Consider the following 20,627-nt stretch of genomic DNA (forward strand, 5'->3'; position numbering starts at 1 on the left):
GGCTGGCGCAATCCGGGATGACGATGTTGTGCGTGACGCATGAGATGGGTTTTGCCAGAACGGTGGCAGACCGGGTGATCTTTATGGACCGCGGTGAGATCGTTGAACAGGCCCCACCGGATGAGTTCTTTGCGCATCCGAAGTCGGAACGTACGCGTGCATTCCTGTCGCAGGTGATTCATTAGTCATTTGCTTTGCCGGGTGGAGGCTTTGCCTTACCCGGCCTACCGTTTTTTCTGCACATAAACGCAAAAAGGCCATCCTTTCGGATGGCCTTTTCACTTATTTGATGCCTGGCAGTTCCCTACTCTCACATGGGGAGACCCCACACTACCATCGGCGCTACGGCGTTTCACTTCTGAGTTCGGCATGGGGTCAGGTGGGACCACCGCGCTAAAGCCGCCAGGCAAATTCTGTTATCTGTATCAGGCTGAAAATCGTCTCTCTCACCGCCAAAACAGCTTCGGCGTTGTAAGGTTAAGCCTCACGGTTCATTAGTATCGGTTAGCTCAACGCATCGCTGCGCTTACACACCCGACCTATCAACGTCATAGTCTTTAACGTTCCTTCAGGAGACTTATAGTCTCAGGGAGAACTCATCTCGGGGCAAGTTTCGTGCTTAGATGCTTTCAGCACTTATCTCTTCCGCATTTAGCTACCGGGCAGTGCCATTGGCATGACAACCCGAACACCAGTGATGCGTCCACTCCGGTCCTCTCGTACTAGGAGCAGCCCCCCTCAATTCTCCAGCGCCCACGGCAGATAGGGACCGAACTGTCTCACGACGTTCTAAACCCAGCTCGCGTACCACTTTAAATGGCGAACAGCCATACCCTTGGGACCTACTTCAGCCCCAGGATGTGATGAGCCGACATCGAGGTGCCAAACACCGCCGTCGATATGAACTCTTGGGCGGTATCAGCCTGTTATCCCCGGAGTACCTTTTATCCGTTGAGCGATGGCCCTTCCATTCAGAACCACCGGATCACTATGACCTGCTTTCGCACCTGCTCGAGCCGTCACTCTCGCAGTCAAGCTAGCTTATGCCATTGCACTAACCTCCTGATGTCCGACCAGGATTAGCTAACCTTCGTGCTCCTCCGTTACTCTTTGGGAGGAGACCGCCCCAGTCAAACTACCCACCAGACACTGTCCGCAACCCGGATCACGGGTCTACGTTAGAACACCAGCCATTAAAGGGTGGTATTTCAAGGGCGGCTCCACGCAGACTGGCGTCCACGCTTCAAAGCCTCCCACCTATCCTACACATCAAGGACCAGTGTTCAGTGTCAAGCTATAGTAAAGGTTCACGGGGTCTTTCCGTCTTGCCGCGGGTACACTGCATCTTCACAGCGAGTTCAATTTCACTGAGTCTCGGGTGGAGACAGCCTGGCCATCATTACGCCATTCGTGCAGGTCGGAACTTACCCGACAAGGAATTTCGCTACCTTAGGACCGTTATAGTTACGGCCGCCGTTTACCGGGGCTTCGATCAAGAGCTTCGCGTTGCCGCTAACCCCATCAATTAACCTTCCGGCACCGGGCAGGCGTCACACCGTATACGTCCACTTTCGTGTTTGCACAGTGCTGTGTTTTTAATAAACAGTTGCAGCCAGCTGGTATCTTCGACTGATTTCAGCTCCACCCGCAGGGGCTTCACCTACATATCAGCGTGCCTTCTCCCGAAGTTACGGCACCATTTTGCCTAGTTCCTTCACCCGAGTTCTCTCAAGCGCCTTGGTATTCTCTACCTGACCACCTGTGTCGGTTTGGGGTACGATTTCGTGTTACCTGATGCTTAGAGGCTTTTCCTGGAAGCAGGGCATTTGTTACTTCAGCACCGTAGTGCCTCGTCATCACACCTCAGCGTTAAAAGGTACCGGATTTACCTGGAACCTCCGCCTACATGCTTAAACCGGGACAACCGTCGCCCGGCTAACATAGCCTTCTCCGTCCCCCCTTCGCAGTAACACCAAGTACAGGAATATTAACCTGTTTCCCATCGACTACGCCTTTCGGCCTCGCCTTAGGGGTCGACTCACCCTGCCCCGATTAACGTTGGACAGGAACCCTTGGTCTTCCGGCGAGCGGGCTTTTCACCCGCTTTATCGTTACTTATGTCAGCATTCGCACTTCTGATACCTCCAGCAACCCTCACAGGCCACCTTCAACGGCTTACAGAACGCTCCCCTACCCAACAACGCATAAGCGTCGCTGCCGCAGCTTCGGTGCATGGTTTAGCCCCGTTACATCTTCCGCGCAGGCCGACTCGACCAGTGAGCTATTACGCTTTCTTTAAATGATGGCTGCTTCTAAGCCAACATCCTGGCTGTCTGTGCCTTCCCACATCGTTTCCCACTTAACCATGACTTTGGGACCTTAGCTGGCGGTCTGGGTTGTTTCCCTCTTCACGACGGACGTTAGCACCCGCCGTGTGTCTCCCGTGATAACATTCTTCGGTATTCGTAGTTTGCATCGGGTTGGTAAGCCGGGATGGCCCCCTAGCCGAAACAGTGCTCTACCCCCGAAGATGAATTCACGAGGCGCTACCTAAATAGCTTTCGGGGAGAACCAGCTATCTCCCGGTTTGATTGGCCTTTCACCCCCAGCCACAGGTCATCCGCTAATTTTTCAACATTAGTCGGTTCGGTCCTCCAGTTAGTGTTACCCAACCTTCAACCTGCCCATGGCTAGATCACCGGGTTTCGGGTCTATACCCTGCAACTTAACGCCCAGTTAAGACTCGGTTTCCCTTCGGCTCCCCTATACGGTTAACCTTGCTACAGAATATAAGTCGCTGACCCATTATACAAAAGGTACGCAGTCACCTAACAAGTAGGCTCCCACTGCTTGTACGTACACGGTTTCAGGTTCTTTTTCACTCCCCTCGCCGGGGTTCTTTTCGCCTTTCCCTCACGGTACTGGTTCACTATCGGTCAGTCAGGAGTATTTAGCCTTGGAGGATGGTCCCCCCATATTCAGACAGGATACCACGTGTCCCGCCCTACTCTTCGAGTTCACAACCTGTGCATTTTCGTGTACGGGACTATCACCCTGTACCGTCGGACTTTCCAGACCGTTCCACTAACACACAAGCTGATTCAGACTCCGGGCTGCTCCCCGTTCGCTCGCCGCTACTGGGGGAATCTCGGTTGATTTCTTTTCCTCGGGGTACTTAGATGTTTCAGTTCCCCCGGTTCGCCTCGTTAACCTATGTATTCAGTTAACGATAGTGTGACGAATCACACTGGGTTTCCCCATTCGGACATCGCCGGGTCAAAGGTTCATATCACCTCGCCGGCGCTTTTCGCAGATTAGCACGTCCTTCATCGCCTCTGACTGCCAGGGCATCCACCGTGTACGCTTAGTCGCTTAACCTCACAACCCGAAGATGTTTCTTTCGATTCACCATCGGTTTGCGAAAATTTGAGAGACTCGAACACACATAACATGTGTGTCGTTTCAATTTTCAGCTTGATCCAGATTTTTAAAGAGCAAATATCTCAAACATGACTCGCAAGTCAGTTTTGAGATATGACGGCAGGTGACTTTCACTCACGAACCAGCAAGTGGCGTCCCCTAGGGGATTCGAACCCCTGTTACCGCCGTGAAAGGGCGGTGTCCTGGGCCTCTAGACGAAGGGGACACTGAAGTCTCAATCGCAAGACGCCTTGCTATTTACTTTTCATCAGACAATCTGTGTGAGCACTACAAAGGCAGGTTCTTTAAGGTAAGGAGGTGATCCAACCGCAGGTTCCCCTACGGTTACCTTGTTACGACTTCACCCCAGTCATGAATCACAAAGTGGTAAGCGCCCTCCCGAAGGTTAAGCTACCTACTTCTTTTGCAACCCACTCCCATGGTGTGACGGGCGGTGTGTACAAGGCCCGGGAACGTATTCACCGTAGCATTCTGATCTACGATTACTAGCGATTCCGACTTCATGGAGTCGAGTTGCAGACTCCAATCCGGACTACGACGCACTTTATGAGGTCCGCTTGCTCTCGCGAGGTCGCTTCTCTTTGTATGCGCCATTGTAGCACGTGTGTAGCCCTACTCGTAAGGGCCATGATGACTTGACGTCATCCCCACCTTCCTCCAGTTTATCACTGGCAGTCTCCTTTGAGTTCCCGGCCTAACCGCTGGCAACAAAGGATAAGGGTTGCGCTCGTTGCGGGACTTAACCCAACATTTCACAACACGAGCTGACGACAGCCATGCAGCACCTGTCTCAGAGTTCCCGAAGGCACCAAAGCATCTCTGCTAAGTTCTCTGGATGTCAAGAGTAGGTAAGGTTCTTCGCGTTGCATCGAATTAAACCACATGCTCCACCGCTTGTGCGGGCCCCCGTCAATTCATTTGAGTTTTAACCTTGCGGCCGTACTCCCCAGGCGGTCGACTTAACGCGTTAGCTCCGGAAGCCACGCCTCAAGGGCACAACCTCCAAGTCGACATCGTTTACGGCGTGGACTACCAGGGTATCTAATCCTGTTTGCTCCCCACGCTTTCGCACCTGAGCGTCAGTCTTTGTCCAGGGGGCCGCCTTCGCCACCGGTATTCCTCCAGATCTCTACGCATTTCACCGCTACACCTGGAATTCTACCCCCCTCTACAAGACTCTAGCCTGCCAGTTTCGAATGCAGTTCCCAGGTTGAGCCCGGGGATTTCACATCCGACTTGACAGACCGCCTGCGTGCGCTTTACGCCCAGTAATTCCGATTAACGCTTGCACCCTCCGTATTACCGCGGCTGCTGGCACGGAGTTAGCCGGTGCTTCTTCTGCGGGTAACGTCAATTGCTGCGGTTATTAACCACAACACCTTCCTCCCCGCTGAAAGTACTTTACAACCCGAAGGCCTTCTTCATACACGCGGCATGGCTGCATCAGGCTTGCGCCCATTGTGCAATATTCCCCACTGCTGCCTCCCGTAGGAGTCTGGACCGTGTCTCAGTTCCAGTGTGGCTGGTCATCCTCTCAGACCAGCTAGGGATCGTCGCCTAGGTGAGCCATTACCCCACCTACTAGCTAATCCCATCTGGGCACATCTGATGGCAAGAGGCCCGAAGGTCCCCCTCTTTGGTCTTGCGACGTTATGCGGTATTAGCTACCGTTTCCAGTAGTTATCCCCCTCCATCAGGCAGTTTCCCAGACATTACTCACCCGTCCGCCACTCGTCACCCGAGAGCAAGCTCTCTGTGCTACCGTTCGACTTGCATGTGTTAGGCCTGCCGCCAGCGTTCAATCTGAGCCATGATCAAACTCTTCAATTTAAGTTTGATGCTCGTGAATTAAACTTCGTAATGAATTACGTATGTTCACTCAGAGACTTGGTATTCATTTTTCGTCCGAGGACGTTAAGAATCCATGTCACTTTGAGTGCCCACACAGATTGTCTGATAAATTGTTAAAGAGCAGTGCAACGCGGCTTTCACTCACCGTTGCGAGGTGGCGTATATTACGCTTTCCTCTTTCAGAGTCAACCCGTTATTTCAGGATTTTTTCTCTTCAACCGACCGGGTTGTCTGTGAAGTGATTCACATCTGCCGTGTCGATGGAGGCGCATTATAGGGATCCCATTTTTTAGCACAAGTATTTTTTAGATCTTTTTTTCCAACTGCTGATTTTCCGCGCTTTTCGCTGAAATCCCGCCCGATCTGCTTAAATATTGACGTATTTTGCCTTGCCTCGATCCCATATTATGATCAAAGTCTTCTGTCTAGCGCTCATCCTTAGAGGTAGTTATGTCTACTGTATTACGTCCTTATAAAGATCTGTTCCCCAAACAAGGCGATCGCGTGATGATCGATGCCAGCAGCGTAGTCGTAGGTGATGTCCGAATGGCTGATGATGTCAGTATCTGGCCACTCGTTGCCATCAGGGGAGACGTTAACTCTGTGTCGATTGGCGCACGTACCAATATTCAGGACGGCAGCGTTCTGCATGTCACGCACAAATCCTCTTATAACCCGGAAGGTAATCCACTCATTATTGGAGAGGATGTCACCGTTGGTCACAAAGTGATGCTTCACGGCTGCACTATAGGAAATCGCGTACTTGTTGGCATGGGATCGATTTTGCTGGATGGCGTCATAGTAGAAGATGACGTAATGATTGGTGCCGGTAGCCTGGTCCCGCAGAACAAACGGCTGGAGAGCGGCTATCTCTATCTGGGTAGCCCTGTAAAACAGATCCGCCCCCTGAAGGAGGCAGAGATCGAAGGATTAAAATACTCGGCGAACAACTACGTTAAATGGAAGAATGACTATCTGGATCAGGTTAACCAGACCCAGCCCTGATCGTCTTCCTGCTGGTCGCGGATTAAATCGCTGGCTTCTTCTTCAAGGTCCCAGCGATTTTCACAAAATATGTCTAAAGGATCTGAACCGCCAAAACGACGTAGCAGCGTTTCCCCATGAATGGCACAGGTAAGCTGCATCCCCTGCACCAGCACCGGGAAGCAGACTGCTTGTTTATCCTCATCCCAGCTCTCTCTGTCCGGGAAGTGAATAGCCTGATTCACGCCGAAAGCTCCTGCTTTAACTTTTCTATCACCGGCTCGACTGCAGGTAACACACCATGCCAGAGCAGCACCGCATGCGCAGCCTGGCCCACCAGCATCCCCAGCCCGTCGGCTAACTGTTTCGCGCCATGTTCTTCACACCACATAAGGAAGGGTGTCTTCCCTTTCTGGTAAAACATGTCATAGAAGTACATATGAGAGTTGATAAGTGAAACGGGGATTGCCGGGATCTCACCATTAATGCCGCTGGACGTGGCATTGATGACCAGATCAAATTCACGGTCTTCGAGATCCTCAAGCGCGATGGCGCTCACGCTACCGGTATGGGCAAACAACGCCGCCAGCGCTTCTGCCCTGGAAAAGGTTCTGTTGGTAATGGTCACTGCACAGTCCAGTGAAAGCAGGGGCAACAGCACGCCCCGCGATGCACCACCCGCACCAATCAGCAGAACCCGGAAACCAGGCTTGATAAACGAAAGTCTTTCCAGATCGCTCAGTAAACCAATCCCGTCAGTGTTGTCACCCAGAAGGCGGCCATCCTCAAGCCGTTTTAAGGTATTTACTGCACCAGCAAGTGAAGCACGCTCGGTCAGTTCGTCTGCACGTTCAAATGCCTCTTCTTTAAAGGGAACCGTCACATTCGCCCCTTTGCCGCCCGCAGCAAAAAACGCCTCGAGCGTTGGGATAAATGCATCAACCGGTGCCAGCACGCGGCCGTAAGGGTGATCTATCTGCAACTGCTCCGCAAATTGCTGATGGATCAAGGGTGACTTACTGTGTGCAATCGGGTTTCCAAAAACAGCATAAGTTTCCATGAGATTACCCCTGGCGAAAACGTTCACCGGTTAATGCGTCGCGAATTTCGGACGGATTCAGGCGCCCTCCCGTCTCGCCGGCAGCAACCGGAAAATCATTCCCGAACTGTGCCAGCACTTCTTCGGTTGTCCGGCACGGAGGTAACCCGGTCAGATTCGCGCTGGTTGAAACCAGTGGTTTACCAAACGCCAGACAAAGCTCAACCACCAGCGGATGGTCAGTGACGCGCACCGCCAGCGAATCAAACCGTCCGGTTAACCAGCGCGGTGTTGTCGGCTGGGCCGGGAAAACGAAGGTCACCGGTCCAGGCCATACGGAGAAGATGGCTTCACGCTGGGCCGGGGTAAGCATGGAATCATCAATGTAAGGTTTAAGCTGCTCATAATTGGCCGCGATTAAAATCAGCCCTTTTTCGACAGGCCGTTGCTTAAGTGCCAGCAATCGGCCAACGGCCGTCTCACTGTCAGGATCGCAACCGACCCCAAAAACAGCTTCAGTTGGATAAGCGATGACTTCTTCTTTTTTCAGTACGTCCACTGCATACGCAATGGAACCTGATGGCAGGTTATTATTCACTGTTTTGATCCGCCGGAACCGGCTTTCCACATTGTTTACTGGCGCAGAAGCGTTTAATGCCTTGCGCGGTTTTCTTCTCGATGAGTAGCGGATAATGGCAATGCACGCAGATACCCGCTACCGGTTTGAAATTGATAACGAACTGGCAGTCAGGGTAACGATCGCAGGAATGGAAAGTCTTACCAAAACGAGAACGACGCTGTACCAGTTGACCACGTTGGCACTGAGGACAGGCAATAGCCGTTTCATCTGGCTTATCAATTTGTTCTGTATGCCCACATTCCGGATAACGGCTACAGCCAATAAACATACCGAACCGCCCCTGACGCAACGCTAATTCACCATCACAGGCAGGACATAACTGCCCCTCCAGAATTTTGACGATATGTCCATCCGCCTGGCTTTTCAGAGGACGGACATAATCACATTCCGGATAGTGTGAACAACCGAGAAACGGACCGTGTTTCCCGGACCGAATAACAAGTTCAGCCCCGCACTGCGGGCAGGGCTCGTTTTTATGCACCGTAAATAGTGCGGATTTGGCCATAACAACTCTTGGTGCTGCACATTTGAATTAATGCAGCATACCTTCATTCACTTCAAAGAGTAATTCTTCCATTTGCTGATAGGCATTTTCACAACCCGGGATATTAAACAGAACCATCAGGATCACCCATTTGAGATCTTCCAGTTCAAATTCTGCCGTATCCAGCGCCATGACGCGCTCTATCACCATTTCTCTCGTTTCGAGGTTTAGCACCTGAATCTGCTCAAGGAATAAGATGAATCCCCGGCAGCTGGCATCCAGCCTTTCACACTCTTCAGCGGTATAGATGCGTACTGACAATGGGTCAGAAGCAAGCTGCATCGGTTCGGCGAGGCCTTCCTGATAATCAGCCAGTTTTTCCAGCCACATCAACGCATTATAGATATCTTCCCGCTCAAACCCCGCATCGGTAAGATCCTGTGTCAATTTGTCCTGATCCACTCGCATTTCTGCTTCGTTATGGATGTAAGTCTCAAACAAATACATCAGTACGTCGAACATGGCATGCCCTCCTTAATCGGACATAGCCGCCGGGTACAGCTGCGATCCACCCTGCTAACTCCAGTTCGAGTAGCTGTGCTACCGTTACTGGCACAGGTTGGCCGGCACGTTCAGCGACAACGTCAACAGGTGTTACCTCATCTCCTACGTTAGCCAGGAGCTTAGGAAATGGCAATGCCACCTTTCCCTGATCTGACGAATAATGTCGCTTTTCGGGATCTTCCTTCAGCCATTGCAACCCATGTTGCAAATTTTCAAGAATATCCCCTACCTCGGTTACCGGCGTTGCGCCCTGCTTTATCAGCCAGTGTGGTCCTTCGCAGCCGGGGTTACCTATCGGACCGGGCAAGGCGAAAACCTCCCGCCCCTGCTCAAGTGCGCACCGGGCCGTGACCAGAGAGCCGCTTCGCACTGCCGCTTCAACGACCAAGACGCCCTGGCTTAACCCGCTGATAATCCGATTACGGCGCGGAAAGTTTGCCGGTCGGGGCTGTGCCGAGAGAGGAAACTCAGACACTATCGCCCCGTCAGATTCAATAATCTGCATCGCCAGAGCCTGATGCCGACGGGGATAAACGCTAAACAGGCCGTTCCCCAGCACGGCCACGCTACGTCCTTTTGCGGACAGCGCTGCGTGATGGGCGACACCGTCAATACCGCAGGCCAACCCACTGGTGATTGTAAAACCGCTTTGTGAAAGCTGTTCGCACAGGATTTTCCCCCACCGCTCACCGTACCATGACGGCGCCCGACTCCCCACCACAGCCATTTGGACAGTATTAAGTGTCGCTAAGTTACCTTTTACACATAATGCCCCAGGATAATCGGGAATCGTTCGCAGCAAAGGGGGATAAAAGGGATGGTTTGCCGTCAACAAATGATTTCCCGGCATTTCAAGCCACTTAAGGCTTCGCTCCAGTTCACTTTCCTCTAAGGCAAAGAAACGGATAGCCTGTTTTGCTGACAGCCCGGCGTCTATGACAGCAGGAACATCTATATTTGTCTGCTTGTGCAACCGTGCAGCGGCTTCCAGCATCCCATCACCACACAGAGAACCCGTGTGGATAAGCCGTAACCATATCTCGGTAGACGTCATCCTTTCCCCCTGCCATAAGCGGCCTGCGCAATCATTGCGATTGGTCACTGATGCTGTCAATCGAACGGGGATTTGTCTAGAATAGAAGTAATATTTTTATCAACTCCTGAACACGACTCTGGAAATTTATGGCAGTTTTGCAAGTGTTACATATTCCGGACGAGCGCCTTCGCATCGTCGCTGAACCGGTTAAAGAAGTGAATGCAGAAATTCAGCGTATCGTCGATGATATGTTCGATACCATGTACGCTGAAGAAGGCATTGGCCTGGCGGCGACCCAGGTTGACATTCACAAGCGTATTATCGTTATCGACGTTTCTGAAAATCGCGATGAGCGTCTGGTGCTGATTAACCCTGAGTTGCTTGAAAAGAGCGGCGAAACGGGTATCGAGGAAGGCTGTTTGTCCATTCCTGAACAGCGCGCTTTGGTGCCACGTGCCGAAAAAGTGAAAATTCGCGCCCTGGATCGTGACGGTAATCCGTTCGAACTGGAAGCAGACGACCTGCTGGCGATTTGTATTCAGCATGAGATGGATCATCTGGTCGGTAAACTGTTTATCGATTACCTCTCGCCGCTGAAACAGCAGCGTATTCGTCAGAAAGTAGAGAAACTGGATCGTTTGCGCTCTCGCGCATAACGTCCCCCCGGATACAAGGATCATCGTGTCTAAAACACTACGTATTATCTTCGCGGGAACCCCTGATTTTGCAGCGCGTCATCTTGACGCGCTGTTATCTTCTGGTCACCAGGTTGTTGGCGTCTTTACCCAGCCGGACCGCCCGGCAGGTCGCGGTAAAAAACTGATGCCGAGCCCCGTAAAGGTGCTGGCAGAAGAGCATGGGCTACCCGTTTTCCAGCCCGCCTCCTTACGCCCTCAGGAAAACCAGCAGCTGGTTGCTGACCTGAATGCCGACGTAATGGTGGTGGTGGCGTATGGTTTAATTCTGCCAAAAGCCGTGCTTGATATGCCTCGCCTGGGCTGTATCAACGTGCATGGTTCCCTGCTCCCGCGTTGGCGTGGTGCGGCACCTATACAGCGCTCCCTGTGGGCGGGTGATGCTGAAACCGGCGTGACAATCATGAAGATGGATGTAGGTTTAGACACGGGCGACATGCTGTATAAGTTGACGTGTCCCATTACGGCAGAAGATACCAGCGCTACGCTGTATGACAAGCTGGCAGATCTCGGCCCACAAGGGCTCATTAAGACCTTACAGCAGCTTGCTGACAATACGGCGAAGCCTGAGGTTCAGGATGAGTCTCTCGTCACCTACGCCGAAAAACTGAGCAAAGAAGAAGCCCGGATCGACTGGTCTCTCTCCGCCGCTCAACTTGAACGCTGCATCCGCGCCTTCAATCCATGGCCAATGAGCTGGCTGATGATTGATGAGCAGCCCGTGAAAGTCTGGAAAGCGTCAGTGATAAACAGCGTCACAGCAGCTGAACCCGGTACGATTATCGACGCCAGCAAGAACGGAATTCAGGTTGCGACTGCAGAAGGGATCCTGAATCTTGAGTCGTTACAACCGGCCGGTAAGAAAGCCATGAGTGCACAGGATCTGTTAAATTCCCGTCGCGAATGGTTTATACCGGGCAATCGCCTTGCCTGATCCAATATTTGCTTAAAGCCCGGTGTTCCGGGCATTTTTATTTTTACGGTTATGAAAAAACAAAATCTTCGCAGTATGGCGGCGCAGGCCGTTGAGCAGGTCATCGAGCAGGGTCAGTCATTGAGTAATGTCCTGCCTCCCCTGCAACAAAAAGTATCTGATAAAGACAAAGCCCTGCTTCAGGAGCTCTGTTTTGGCGTCCTGCGCACTCTCTCTCAACTTGAGTGGCTCATTAATAAGCTGATGTCACGCCCAATGACCGGCAAACAGCGCACCATACATTATTTGATTATGGTGGGTTTTTATCAGCTTCTTCATACCCGAATCCCCCCTCATGCCGCACTGGCTGAGACGGTGGAAGGTGCCGTTGCGATTAAACGTCCTCAGTTGAAAGGGTTGATCAACGGTGTACTGCGTCAGTTCCAGCGACAGCAGGAAGAGCTGCTGGCTGAATTTACGCAAAGCGAAACACGTTACCTGCATCCGGACTGGCTTCTGAATCGCCTTAAAAAGGCGTATCCACAACAATGGCAAAACATTGCCGAAGCCAATAATCAACGTCCACCGATGTGGCTGCGCGTTAACCGGAATCATCATACCCGCGATGCCTGGCTGAGCTTGCTCGAAGAGGCCGGAATGAGTGGATTCACACATGATGCCTATCCTGACGCCGTGCGTTTAGCTTCCCCTGCACCGGTACATGCTTTACCCGGTTTTGATGAAGGCTGGGTGACCGTACAGGATGCCTCTGCTCAGGGTTGTATGACTTTCCTTGAGCCGAAAAATGGCGAGCAGATCCTCGATTTGTGCGCAGCACCAGGCGGAAAAACAACGCACATTCTGGAAGTGGCTCCGCAGGCCAGCGTGATGGCAGTCGATGTTGATGAGCAGCGTCTTTCACGCGTCTACGATAACCTTAAGCGTCTGGGTATGAAGGCACAGGTTAAGCAGGGCGATGGACGCAAACCCGCAGGGTGGTGTGGTGAAACACAATTCGATCGTATTTTGCTGGATGCCCCTTGCTCTGCAACCGGTGTTATTCGCCGTCACCCCGATATCAAGTGGCTGCGCCGCGATCGTGATATCAAGGAACTTGCCCAACTGCAATCGGATATTCTTGACGCCATCTGGCCGCATCTAAAACCTGGTGGAACGCTGGTCTACGCGACCTGCTCCGTACTGCCGGAAGAAAACAGCCAGCAAATCGCGGCCTTCCTTAAACGCACTCCGGACGCTACGCTGCGTGATACGGGAACACCTGAAAACCCGGGTCAGCAGAACCTGCCGGGTGCGGAAGAGGGTGATGGCTTCTTTTACGCTAAGCTAATCAAAGAGTGATGTTGAGAACAGGTCACAAGATATGAAGATTATCATTCTGGGCGCAGGACAGGTTGGTGGAACGCTGGCAGAAAACCTGGTTGGCGAAAACAATGACATCACTATTGTTGATACCAACGGCGATCGTCTGCGCGTATTGCAGGACAAGTTTGACCTTCGCGTTGTGCAGGGTCACGGTTCGCATCCGCGCGTTCTGCGCGAGGCGGGCGCTGACGATGCCGACATGCTGGTTGCGGTCACCAGTTCTGATGAAACCAATATGGTGGCTTGTCAGGTGGCCTATTCGCTTTTCAACACGCCAAACCGAATCGCACGTATCCGCTCTCCGGACTATGTTCGCGATGCCGAGAAACTGTTTAATTCAGAAGCGGTTCCAATCGATCATCTCATCGCGCCTGAACAACTGGTTATCGACAATATCTATCGCCTGATCGAATATCCAGGGGCACTGCAGGTGGTGAACTTTGCCGAAGGGAAAGTCAGTCTGGCTGTAGTTAAGGCTTATTACGGTGGGCCATTGATTGGCAACGCGTTGTCCACCATGCGCGAACATATGCCCCATATTGATACGCGCGTCGCCGCCATTTTCCGTCACGACAGACCTATCCGCCCGCAAGGCTCTACCATTGTCGAAGCTGGCGATGAGGTCTTCTTTATTGCTGCCTCTCAGCATATCCGTGCGGTGATGAGTGAGCTACAGCGTCTCGAAAAGCCTTATAAACGTATTATGCTGGTCGGCGGCGGCAATATCGGCGCGGGTCTCGCGCGCAGGCTGGAAAAAGACTATAGCGTGAAATTGATCGAGCGCGATCAACAGCGGGCTTCTGAACTGGCGGAGAAGTTGCAAAATACGATCGTATTTTATGGCGATGCGTCGGATCAGGAGCTGCTGGCAGAAGAACATATTGATCAAGTAGATCTTTTTATTGCCGTCACTAATGATGACGAGGCGAATATTATGTCTGCCATGCTCGCCAAGCGCATGGGGGCAAAGAAGGTCATGGTGCTTATCCAGCGTAAGGCTTATGTTGATCTCGTTCAGGGCAGCGTTATTGATATTGCCATTTCACCGCAGCAGGCAACGATTTCGGCCCTGCTTAGCCATGTACGTAAAGCGGACATTGTCGGTGTTTCATCACTCCGCCGCGGTGTGGCTGAAGCCATTGAAGCGGTGGCGCATGGTGATGAAACCACATCACGCGTTGTGGGCCGCGCCATCGACGAAATTAAACTGCCGCCAGGCACCATAATCGGCGCTGTCGTGCGTGGGAATGATGTCATGATCGCCAATGATAATTTGCGTATTGAACAAGGCGATCACGTAATTATGTTCCTTACCGATAAAAAGTTTATTACCGACGTCGAACGTTTATTCCAGCCAAGTCCCTTCTTCCTTTAATGAGTCGGGTGCTCGCATACGAGCACCCACGCTTTAACCGCTTAATTCCTGTGCCTTTTATTTTTCATAACGTTTAATTATCCCGAATGGCAAATAGCTAATCATTTGTTAAACTTATAGTCGTCAGCTGGCACAAGGAGAACATAATGAGTTTTATTAAAGAATTTCGCGAATTTGCGATGCGCGGGAACGTGGTTGATTTGGCAGTGGGTGTCATTATTGGTGCAGCATTCGGCAAGATTGTTTCATCATTAGTTGCAGATATCATCATGCCGCCTTTAGGGCTGCTCATCGGGGGCATTGATTTCAAACAATTCGCCTTCACGCTGCGTGAAGCGCAGGGGGATATCCCGGCAGTAGTGATGCATTATGGTGTATTTATTCAGAACGTATTTGATTTCGTGATTGTGGCGTTTGCTATTTTCATGGCTATCAAGCTGATCAACAGACTCAACCGTAAAAAAGAAGAGCCAGCAGCTGCGCCAGCACCAACGAAAGAAGAAGTCTTGCTGACTGAAATCCGCGATCTGTTAAAAGAGCAGAACAACCGCGTTTAATCAGCAAATTAAAGCAGGAAGGCCAGTGGTAAATAAGCGATTCGCTTGCTTGCCACTGGCCTCCCAGTTACCCCGTTTTGCATGTTTGTTTTTACGCAGATAACTTCCCTTCCCTTTTTTATTCTTTTCAACACGCTGTCGAAAAAGCGGGTCGTGAAGTAAGGCTTCAATGGCATTGTCTTTAATTTGTCCCTTCGTATGCTGATAGTGGCTCATCTTTTCTCCTGCGCATGGTTTATGACGACGGAAGTCTAGACTCGGGTGGATTAAAAATCAACATCCCCGCGTTTCTCCACTGGCCCCCTGTTCAAGGGCTTCAAGAATTGAACAATAAATACTGCTATGGGCCGTTCCACAGCAGGCATCATTCAGCCTTTGCAGAGAACGTTGCATGGTTTGCAGCTCCTGAATACGGGCTTCAACTTCATCAAGCCGGGCCTGCACGATGCTTTTTGATTCCTGGCAGGTATGATGTTCAGGATCGATGCGGATCGATAATAACTCGCGGATCGAGTCCAGCGTGAATCCAAGCTGTCGCGCATAGCGTATAAATCTTAAACGCTGTAGATCGTTATCGGTATAAAGCCGAAACCCGCCTTCTGTGCGTACTTCATGATCGATCATCTGCTGCTTTTCGTAATATCGGATAGTATCCGGCGTTACGTTCGCGAGCTTTGCAAGTTCACCGATACGGTACATCGCTACTCCTCGTTTATTTTCTGCATCAATCTTTCACTGTATTCGCCATGCAGAAATTCAGTACTCAACCCGGCCTGACGTAACTTGAGCTCGACAAGGGCAAGCCTGCGGCTAAGTTCAGTATGTCGTGGATCGTCCCGGCGAATACCTTTTAGCAAATCGATAAGTTCAACGGCCTCTCTGCGCTGCTCAAGCTCAGGAGGAAGACAGCCGGCGTTTTTTAGTAAACGGTATCCGGCCCGCAGTTCAGGCGCAATGTGCGAATCATCTTCCAGCACAAGAGGTTCGCCGCTTCCTGGGAGATCGTCGAAATCACCTTTATTTTGGGCATCGCGAATATGGCGTTCTGCCCACTGGTCAAGCAACCACATCGTCAGCTCCAGGGGATGAACAGAATTAATACAGACATTGTAGAGAAGTGGGGATACTGCGGATATAAAAAAACCCGCCGAGGCGGGTTTTTTTACGTTACTGCAGATTACTCTGCAGCAGCTTCTGCTTTCTCTGAACGATCAACCAGCTCGATGTAAGCCATCGGCGCGTTGTCGCCTGCACGGAAACCACACTTCAGAATGCGAGTGTAACCACCGGCACGGCTCGCGAAACGCGGGCCCAGTTCGTTAAACAGTTTTGCCACGATCTCGTTATCACGAGTACGGGCGAATGCCAGACGACGATTAGCAACGCTGTCAGTCTTGGCAAGAGTAATCAGCGGCTCAACTACGCGACGCAGCTCTTTCGCTTTAGGCAGGGTCGTCTTGATGATTTCATGACGAACCAGTGAACCTGCCATGTTGCGGAACATAGCCTGGCGATGGCTGCTGTTGCGGTTCAGTTGACGACCACTCTTACGATGGCGCATGACCTTATCCTTCTCAGTAAAACCTTAACCTGTGATCCGGTTACTCGTCAGCAATGCTTGCTGGTGGCCAGTTTTCCAGGCGCATGCCCAGAGACAAACCACGTGAAGCCAGCACGTCTTTAATCTCGGTAAGAGATTTTTTACCCAGGTTCGGCGTTTTCAGCAACTCAACCTCGGTACGCTGTACCAGATCACCGATATAGTGGATAGCTTCTGCCTTGAGGCAGTTAGCAGAGCGGACAGTCAATTCGAGATCGTCAACAGGGCGCAGCAGGATCGGATCGAATTCTGGTTTCTCTTCTTTCACTTCCGGCTGACGAACATCACGTAAGTCAACGAAAGCTTCCAGTTGTTCTGCCAGGATGGTTGCCGCACGACGAATCGCCTCTTCAGGATCGATTGTGCCGTTGGTTTCCATTTCGATGACCAGCTTGTCCAGGTCGGTACGCTGTTCTACACGCGCTGCTTCAACATTGTAGGCAATACGCTCTACAGGGCTGTAGCATGCGTCGACCAGCAGACGGCCGATTGGGCGCTCATCTTCTTCCGAATGAATTCGGGCAGAAGCCGGCACATAACCACGACCGCGCTGAACTTTGATACGCATGCTAATAGCTGCGTTCTCATCGGTCAGGTGGCAGATCACGTGCTGCGGCTTGACGATTTCAACATCACCGTCGTGGGTGATGTCGGCTGCAGTCACAGGGCCAATGCCAGATTTATTCAGAGTAAGAATAACTTCATCTTTACCCTGAACTCTCACCGCCAGCCCTTTCAGGTTGAGCAGGATTTCAAGGATATCTTCCTGAACGCCTTCTTTGGTGCTGTACTCATGAAGTACACCATCAATCTCAACCTCGGTCACCGCGCAACCCGGCATCGATGAGAGCAGAATACGGCGCAGTGCGTTACCCAGAGTATGGCCAAAGCCACGCTCTAAAGGCTCAAGGGTCACCTTGGCGTGCGTCGAACTCACTTGCTCGATATCTACCAGGCGCGGTTTTAGAAACTCTGTCACAGAACCCTGCATTGTGTCCTCTCTTTGGTACTAAGCTTTACTTGGAGTAAAGCTCGACGATCAGGTGTTCGTTAATGTCCGCAGACAGATCAGAACGTTCCGGCTGACGCTTGAACGTACCTTCCATCTTGCCAGCATCAACTTCCAGCCAGGTTGGCTTTTCACGCTGCTCAGCCAGCTCCAGAGCGGCCTTCACGCGAGATTGCTTTTTCGCTTTCTCACGAATGCTAACAACGTCATTCGCTTTAACCTGATAAGAAGCGATGTTAACAACACGACCGTTTACCATGATTGCTTTGTGGCTAACCAACTGGCGTGATTCAGCACGAGTCGCGCCGAAGCCCATACGGTAAACAACGTTGTCCAGACGACCTTCCAGCAGAGCCAGCAGGTTTTCACCTGTGTTGCCTTTCAGACGTGCTGCTTCTTTATAGTAGTTACGGAACTGACGCTCCAGCACACCGTAGATACGGCGAACTTTTTGCTTTTCACGCAACTGCACACCATAGTCAGACAGACGCGGTTTACGCGCACCGTGCTGGCCAGGAGCTTGTTCAATTTTACACTTGGTATCGATCGCGCGAACGCCAGACTTAAGGAATAAGTCGGTGCCCTCACGACGGCTCAGCTTGAGCTTAGGACCCAAATATCTTGCCATTTTCTATCTCCAACTAACCTAAAAAACGAGCGTTATACGCGACGTTTTTTCGGCGGACGACAACCGTTATGAGGGATCGGAGTCACATCAGTAATATTCGTGATGCGGAAACCAGCGGCGTTCAGAGCGCGAACAGTAGATTCACGACCCGGACCCGGACCTTTAACCATAACTTCCAGATTCTTGATGCCGTATTCTTTTACGGCTTCAGCGCAACGCTCTGCTGCAACCTGAGCTGCGAACGGAGTGGATTTGCGAGAACCACGGAAACCGGAACCACCGGCTGTTGCCCAACCCAAAGCGTTACCCTGACGATCAGTAATAGTAACGATGGTGTTGTTGAAAGAAGCATGGATATGAGCCACGCCGTCAGAGACTTGTTTTCTTACACGTTTACGTGCACGAACTGGTGCCTTTGCCATTATTCAATCACCCCGATTATTTCTTGATCGGTTTGCGCGGACCCTTACGGGTACGTGCGTTGGTCTTAGTACGCTGACCGCGCACTGGCAGACCACGACGATGACGCAAACCGCGATAGCAACCAAGATCCATCAGGCGCTTGATGCTCATGCTGATTTCACGGCGCAGATCACCTTCAACGACAAATTTGGCAACTTCGTCACGCAGCGTGTCGATTTGTTCTTCAGACAGCTCACTGATCTTAACATCTTCAGCGATACCCGCTGCAGCCAGAATGGCTTTAGAACGGGTCTTGCCGACGCCGTAGATCGAAGTTAATGCGATCACAGCATGTTTCTGATCAGGAATGTTAATGCCTGCTATACGGGCCACTATGCACTCCTACTATTTAATATGTACGCACCATGCTGAAAAGCCCGTTTTCAGGATACTCAAATGGAAACGTACAGACATACAAAAGATTGGCTGGCTAATCTAGCCAGCTCAACCCAACTTTGCAAGAAAAATATGCGAAATAATCAGCCTTGGCGCTGTTTATGCTTCGGCTCGGCACTGCAAATCACACGGATGACACCATCACGCTTAACGATTTTGCAGTTACGGCATAATTTCTTGACGGAAGCACGAACTTTCATTTTTACTCTCCGTAACTTCTCAGGCGACCAATTAGCGGCCGTAGCCTTTCAGGTTCGCCTTCTTCAATGCAGACTCATACTGACTGGACATCATCAGAGTTTGCACTTGAGCCATAAAGTCCATAATCACGACAACAACGATAAGCAGTGAGGTCCCACCGAAGTAGAACGGTACTTTCATTGCATCACGCATGAACTCCGGGATCAGGCAGATAAAAGTAATATAAAGCGCACCAACCAAAGTCAGGCGGGTCATTACTTTATCGATATACTTCGCCGTTTGCTCTCCCGGACGAATTCCTGGTACAAATGCACCGGACTTCTTCAGGTTATCTGCTGTTTCACGCGGGTTGAAGACCAACGCCGTGTAGAAGAAACAGAAGAAGATGATCGCAGACGCATAGAGTAACACATAAAGTGGTTGCCCAGGCTGCAAATACAGCGAAATTGTTGTCAGCCAGTTCCAACCAGTACCGCCCCCGAACCATGACGCGATGGTTGCCGGGAACAGAATAATACTGGAAGCGAAGATTGCCGGGATTACCCCCGCCATATTCACTTTCAGCGGTAAATGTGTGCTCTGTGCAGCATAGACACGACGACCTTGCTGACGTTTCGCGTAGTTCACCACAATGCGGCGTTGACCACGTTCAACGAAGACAACAAAGAACGTCACTGCAAATACTAATACTGCAACCAACAGCAACAGGAGGAAGTGCAGGTCGCCTTGACGCGCTTGCTCGATAGTGTGGGCGATGGCTGGCGGAAGACCCGCAACAATACCGGCGAAGATAATGATTGAGATACCGTTACCGATACCACGCTCAGTAATCTGTTCGCCGAGCCACATCAGGAACATCGTCCCTGTGACCAGACTAACAACAGCGGTGAAATAGAATGCAAAGCCTGGGTTTAATACCAGGCCCTGCATACCAGGCATATTCGGCAGACCGGTAGCAATACCGATCGACTGGAATATTGCCAGCACCAGAGTACCGTAACGGGTGTACTGACTAATCTTACGACGTCCAGACTCCCCTTCTTTCTTCAATTCTGCCAGGGCCGGATGAACGACCGTCAGCAGCTGGATAATAATCGATGCCGAAATATACGGCATGATACCCAGAGCGAAGATAGAAGCACGGCTGAGAGCACCACCAGAGAACATGTTGAACATTTCAATGATGGTGCCTCGCTGTTGCTCAAGCAGTTTGGCAAGTACAGCGGCATCGATACCAGGGATCGGAATAAAAGAGCCAATACGGAACACAATCAGCGCGCCGATAACAAACAGCAGTCTGCGTTTCAGCTCGCCAAATCCACCTTTGGCACTTTGAAAATCTAATCCCGGTTGCTTAGCCATCTGCTAC

At 51.3% G+C, this 20,627-nt stretch carries 22 protein-coding genes, 1 tRNA gene, 3 rRNA genes and 1 pseudogene; 7 read left to right on the forward strand and 20 right to left on the reverse strand.

The window, feature by feature from the left end:
- Nucleotides 1-185 (forward strand): annotated as a pseudogene (locus L383_RS25235) (amino acid ABC transporter ATP-binding protein); the annotation flags it as partial.
- Between the two features lie 106 nt (nt 186-291).
- On the opposite strand, the gene rrf reads toward L383_RS25235, so the two are convergent.
- From rrf to L383_RS07685, 4 genes are all read right to left on the reverse strand, one after another.
- A 5S ribosomal RNA gene (gene rrf / locus L383_RS07700) occupies nt 292-407 on the reverse strand.
- Between the two features lie 66 nt (nt 408-473).
- A 23S ribosomal RNA gene (locus L383_RS07695) occupies nt 474-3,378 on the reverse strand.
- 192 nt (nt 3,379-3,570) lie between these two features.
- Nucleotides 3,571-3,646, reverse strand: a tRNA-Glu gene (locus L383_RS07690).
- Nucleotides 3,647-3,731: 85 nt separating this feature from the next.
- A 16S ribosomal RNA gene (locus L383_RS07685) occupies nt 3,732-5,271 on the reverse strand.
- The 16S, 23S and 5S rRNA genes sit together here with 1 tRNA gene alongside, the layout of an rRNA operon.
- Nucleotides 5,272-5,742: 471 nt before the next feature.
- On the opposite strand from L383_RS07685, the gene L383_RS07680 reads away from it, so the two are divergent.
- Nucleotides 5,743-6,297 (forward strand): gamma carbonic anhydrase family protein, encoded by a 555-nt coding sequence (locus L383_RS07680; RefSeq protein WP_023331434.1) that lies wholly within the window; start codon nt 5,743-5,745, stop codon nt 6,295-6,297.
- Here the strand turns inward: L383_RS07680 and L383_RS07675 are convergent.
- From L383_RS07675 to dprA, 6 genes are read right to left on the reverse strand one after another with little or no spacing between them, the layout of a single operon-like run.
- Entirely contained in the window at nt 6,273-6,521 is a 249-nt protein-coding gene (locus tag L383_RS07675; RefSeq protein WP_014885456.1) for a DUF1488 family protein, read from the reverse strand. The two genes, L383_RS07680 and L383_RS07675, sit on opposite strands and share 25 nt — an antisense overlap.
- Complete coding sequence (gene aroE / locus L383_RS07670; RefSeq protein ID WP_014885457.1) at nt 6,518-7,336, reverse strand: shikimate dehydrogenase; 819 nt, start codon at nt 7,334-7,336, stop codon at nt 6,518-6,520. Before aroE ends, L383_RS07675 begins: the two co-directional genes overlap by 4 nt.
- Nucleotides 7,337-7,340: 4 nt before the next feature.
- Nucleotides 7,341-7,913 carry an L-threonylcarbamoyladenylate synthase type 1 TsaC gene (gene tsaC, locus L383_RS07665; protein WP_014885458.1) on the reverse strand — a complete coding sequence of 191 codons (573 nt, stop codon included), beginning with the start codon at nt 7,911-7,913 and terminating at the stop codon, nt 7,341-7,343.
- Nucleotides 7,906-8,460: a DNA topoisomerase family protein gene (locus L383_RS07660; RefSeq protein ID WP_023331435.1), complete on the reverse strand. Its 555-nt coding sequence runs from the start codon at nt 8,458-8,460 to the stop codon at nt 7,906-7,908. The genes tsaC and L383_RS07660 overlap by 8 nt, the downstream gene beginning before the upstream one ends.
- 27 nt (nt 8,461-8,487) lie before the next feature.
- Entirely contained in the window at nt 8,488-8,961 is a 474-nt protein-coding gene (smg, locus tag L383_RS07655; RefSeq protein WP_008503477.1) for a DUF494 family protein Smg, read from the reverse strand.
- Nucleotides 8,933-10,057, reverse strand: coding sequence for a DNA-protecting protein DprA (gene dprA / locus L383_RS07650; RefSeq protein ID WP_023331436.1), 1,125 nt, complete (start codon nt 10,055-10,057; stop codon nt 8,933-8,935). Before dprA ends, smg begins: the two co-directional genes overlap by 29 nt.
- Nucleotides 10,058-10,185: 128 nt before the next feature.
- On the opposite strand from dprA, the gene def reads away from it, so the two are divergent.
- The 5 genes from def (at nt 10,186) to mscL (ending at nt 14,962) form a co-directional block, all read left to right on the forward strand.
- Nucleotides 10,186-10,695 carry a peptide deformylase gene (def, locus tag L383_RS07645; protein ID WP_006812188.1) on the forward strand — a complete coding sequence of 170 codons (510 nt, stop codon included), beginning with the start codon at nt 10,186-10,188 and terminating at the stop codon, nt 10,693-10,695.
- A 25-nt stretch (nt 10,696-10,720) separates the two neighbouring features.
- A complete protein-coding gene (gene fmt, locus L383_RS07640) occupies nt 10,721-11,668 on the forward strand; it encodes a methionyl-tRNA formyltransferase (RefSeq protein ID WP_023331437.1) in 948 nt (315 codons plus the stop codon).
- 51 nt (nt 11,669-11,719) lie between these two features.
- The gene (rsmB, locus tag L383_RS07635) at nt 11,720-13,006 is read left to right on the forward strand and encodes a 16S rRNA (cytosine(967)-C(5))-methyltransferase RsmB (RefSeq protein ID WP_032629545.1); all 1,287 of its coding nucleotides are present in this window, start codon (nt 11,720-11,722) and stop codon (nt 13,004-13,006) included.
- Between the two features lie 22 nt (nt 13,007-13,028).
- Nucleotides 13,029-14,405: a Trk system potassium transporter TrkA gene (trkA, locus tag L383_RS07630; RefSeq protein WP_014885463.1), complete on the forward strand. Its 1,377-nt coding sequence runs from the start codon at nt 13,029-13,031 to the stop codon at nt 14,403-14,405.
- Between the two features lie 146 nt (nt 14,406-14,551).
- Nucleotides 14,552-14,962 carry a large-conductance mechanosensitive channel protein MscL gene (mscL, locus tag L383_RS07625; RefSeq protein WP_014833515.1) on the forward strand — a complete coding sequence of 137 codons (411 nt, stop codon included), beginning with the start codon at nt 14,552-14,554 and terminating at the stop codon, nt 14,960-14,962.
- Here mscL and L383_RS07620 read toward each other — a convergent pair whose 3' ends face one another.
- From L383_RS07620 to secY, 10 genes are all read right to left on the reverse strand, one after another.
- A complete protein-coding gene (locus L383_RS07620; RefSeq protein WP_014885464.1) occupies nt 14,963-15,178 on the reverse strand; it encodes an alternative ribosome-rescue factor A in 216 nt (71 codons plus the stop codon).
- 57 nt (nt 15,179-15,235) lie between these two features.
- On the reverse strand, nt 15,236-15,661 hold the full coding sequence (gene zntR, locus L383_RS07615; protein WP_014885465.1) for a Zn(2+)-responsive transcriptional regulator: 426 nt from the start codon (nt 15,659-15,661) through the stop codon (nt 15,236-15,238).
- Nucleotides 15,662-15,663: 2 nt separating this feature from the next.
- On the reverse strand, nt 15,664-16,032 hold the full coding sequence (locus tag L383_RS07610) for a DnaJ family domain-containing protein (RefSeq protein ID WP_014885466.1): 369 nt from the start codon (nt 16,030-16,032) through the stop codon (nt 15,664-15,666).
- A gap of 107 nt (nt 16,033-16,139) precedes the next feature.
- Complete coding sequence (rplQ, locus tag L383_RS07605) at nt 16,140-16,523, reverse strand: 50S ribosomal protein L17 (protein WP_001216368.1); 384 nt, start codon at nt 16,521-16,523, stop codon at nt 16,140-16,142.
- A 40-nt stretch (nt 16,524-16,563) separates the two neighbouring features.
- Nucleotides 16,564-17,553 carry a DNA-directed RNA polymerase subunit alpha gene (rpoA, locus tag L383_RS07600; RefSeq protein ID WP_002919219.1) on the reverse strand — a complete coding sequence of 330 codons (990 nt, stop codon included), beginning with the start codon at nt 17,551-17,553 and terminating at the stop codon, nt 16,564-16,566.
- A 25-nt stretch (nt 17,554-17,578) separates the two neighbouring features.
- Nucleotides 17,579-18,199 carry a 30S ribosomal protein S4 gene (rpsD, locus tag L383_RS07595; RefSeq protein ID WP_003863314.1) on the reverse strand — a complete coding sequence of 207 codons (621 nt, stop codon included), beginning with the start codon at nt 18,197-18,199 and terminating at the stop codon, nt 17,579-17,581.
- A gap of 32 nt (nt 18,200-18,231) precedes the next feature.
- Nucleotides 18,232-18,621 (reverse strand): 30S ribosomal protein S11, encoded by a 390-nt coding sequence (rpsK, locus tag L383_RS0124175; RefSeq protein WP_003863312.1) that lies wholly within the window; start codon nt 18,619-18,621, stop codon nt 18,232-18,234.
- Nucleotides 18,622-18,637: 16 nt separating this feature from the next.
- Nucleotides 18,638-18,994 (reverse strand): 30S ribosomal protein S13, encoded by a 357-nt coding sequence (gene rpsM / locus L383_RS07590; protein ID WP_003863308.1) that lies wholly within the window; start codon nt 18,992-18,994, stop codon nt 18,638-18,640.
- A 146-nt stretch (nt 18,995-19,140) separates the two neighbouring features.
- Entirely contained in the window at nt 19,141-19,257 is a 117-nt protein-coding gene (rpmJ, locus tag L383_RS0124180; RefSeq protein ID WP_000868187.1) for a 50S ribosomal protein L36, read from the reverse strand.
- Between the two features lie 31 nt (nt 19,258-19,288).
- Nucleotides 19,289-20,620 carry a preprotein translocase subunit SecY gene (gene secY / locus L383_RS07585; protein ID WP_003863305.1) on the reverse strand — a complete coding sequence of 444 codons (1,332 nt, stop codon included), beginning with the start codon at nt 20,618-20,620 and terminating at the stop codon, nt 19,289-19,291.
- Nucleotides 20,621-20,627: the final 7 nt, after the last annotated feature.

Source organism: Enterobacter sp. MGH 37 (assembly GCF_000534515.1).
In the GTDB taxonomy this organism is placed as follows: domain Bacteria; phylum Pseudomonadota; class Gammaproteobacteria; order Enterobacterales; family Enterobacteriaceae; genus Enterobacter; species Enterobacter kobei.

What these genes read in the sequence shown, in the direction of transcription:
- L383_RS07680 (WP_023331434.1), top strand. Translation starts at nt 5,743, where the DNA reads ATGTCTACTGTATTACGTCCTTATAAAGATCTGTTCCCCAAACAAGGC.
- aroE (WP_014885457.1), bottom strand. Translation starts at nt 7,336, where the DNA reads ATGGAAACTTATGCTGTTTTTGGAAACCCGATTGCACACAGTAAGTCA.
- L383_RS07660 (WP_023331435.1), bottom strand. Translation starts at nt 8,460, where the DNA reads ATGGCCAAATCCGCACTATTTACGGTGCATAAAAACGAGCCCTGCCCG.
- smg (WP_008503477.1), bottom strand. Translation starts at nt 8,961, where the DNA reads ATGTTCGACGTACTGATGTATTTGTTTGAGACTTACATCCATAACGAA.
- dprA (WP_023331436.1), bottom strand. Translation starts at nt 10,057, where the DNA reads ATGACGTCTACCGAGATATGGTTACGGCTTATCCACACGGGTTCTCTG.
- def (WP_006812188.1), top strand. Translation starts at nt 10,186, where the DNA reads ATGGCAGTTTTGCAAGTGTTACATATTCCGGACGAGCGCCTTCGCATC.
- rsmB (WP_032629545.1), top strand. Translation starts at nt 11,720, where the DNA reads ATGAAAAAACAAAATCTTCGCAGTATGGCGGCGCAGGCCGTTGAGCAG.
- trkA (WP_014885463.1), top strand. Translation starts at nt 13,029, where the DNA reads ATGAAGATTATCATTCTGGGCGCAGGACAGGTTGGTGGAACGCTGGCA.
- mscL (WP_014833515.1), top strand. Translation starts at nt 14,552, where the DNA reads ATGAGTTTTATTAAAGAATTTCGCGAATTTGCGATGCGCGGGAACGTG.
- L383_RS07620 (WP_014885464.1), bottom strand. Translation starts at nt 15,178, where the DNA reads ATGAGCCACTATCAGCATACGAAGGGACAAATTAAAGACAATGCCATT.
- zntR (WP_014885465.1), bottom strand. Translation starts at nt 15,661, where the DNA reads ATGTACCGTATCGGTGAACTTGCAAAGCTCGCGAACGTAACGCCGGAT.
- L383_RS07610 (WP_014885466.1), bottom strand. Translation starts at nt 16,032, where the DNA reads ATGTGGTTGCTTGACCAGTGGGCAGAACGCCATATTCGCGATGCCCAA.
- rplQ (WP_001216368.1), bottom strand. Translation starts at nt 16,523, where the DNA reads ATGCGCCATCGTAAGAGTGGTCGTCAACTGAACCGCAACAGCAGCCAT.
- rpoA (WP_002919219.1), bottom strand. Translation starts at nt 17,553, where the DNA reads ATGCAGGGTTCTGTGACAGAGTTTCTAAAACCGCGCCTGGTAGATATC.
- rpsD (WP_003863314.1), bottom strand. Translation starts at nt 18,199, where the DNA reads ATGGCAAGATATTTGGGTCCTAAGCTCAAGCTGAGCCGTCGTGAGGGC.
- rpsK (WP_003863312.1), bottom strand. Translation starts at nt 18,621, where the DNA reads ATGGCAAAGGCACCAGTTCGTGCACGTAAACGTGTAAGAAAACAAGTC.
- rpmJ (WP_000868187.1), bottom strand. Translation starts at nt 19,257, where the DNA reads ATGAAAGTTCGTGCTTCCGTCAAGAAATTATGCCGTAACTGCAAAATC.
- secY (WP_003863305.1), bottom strand. Translation starts at nt 20,620, where the DNA reads ATGGCTAAGCAACCGGGATTAGATTTTCAAAGTGCCAAAGGTGGATTT.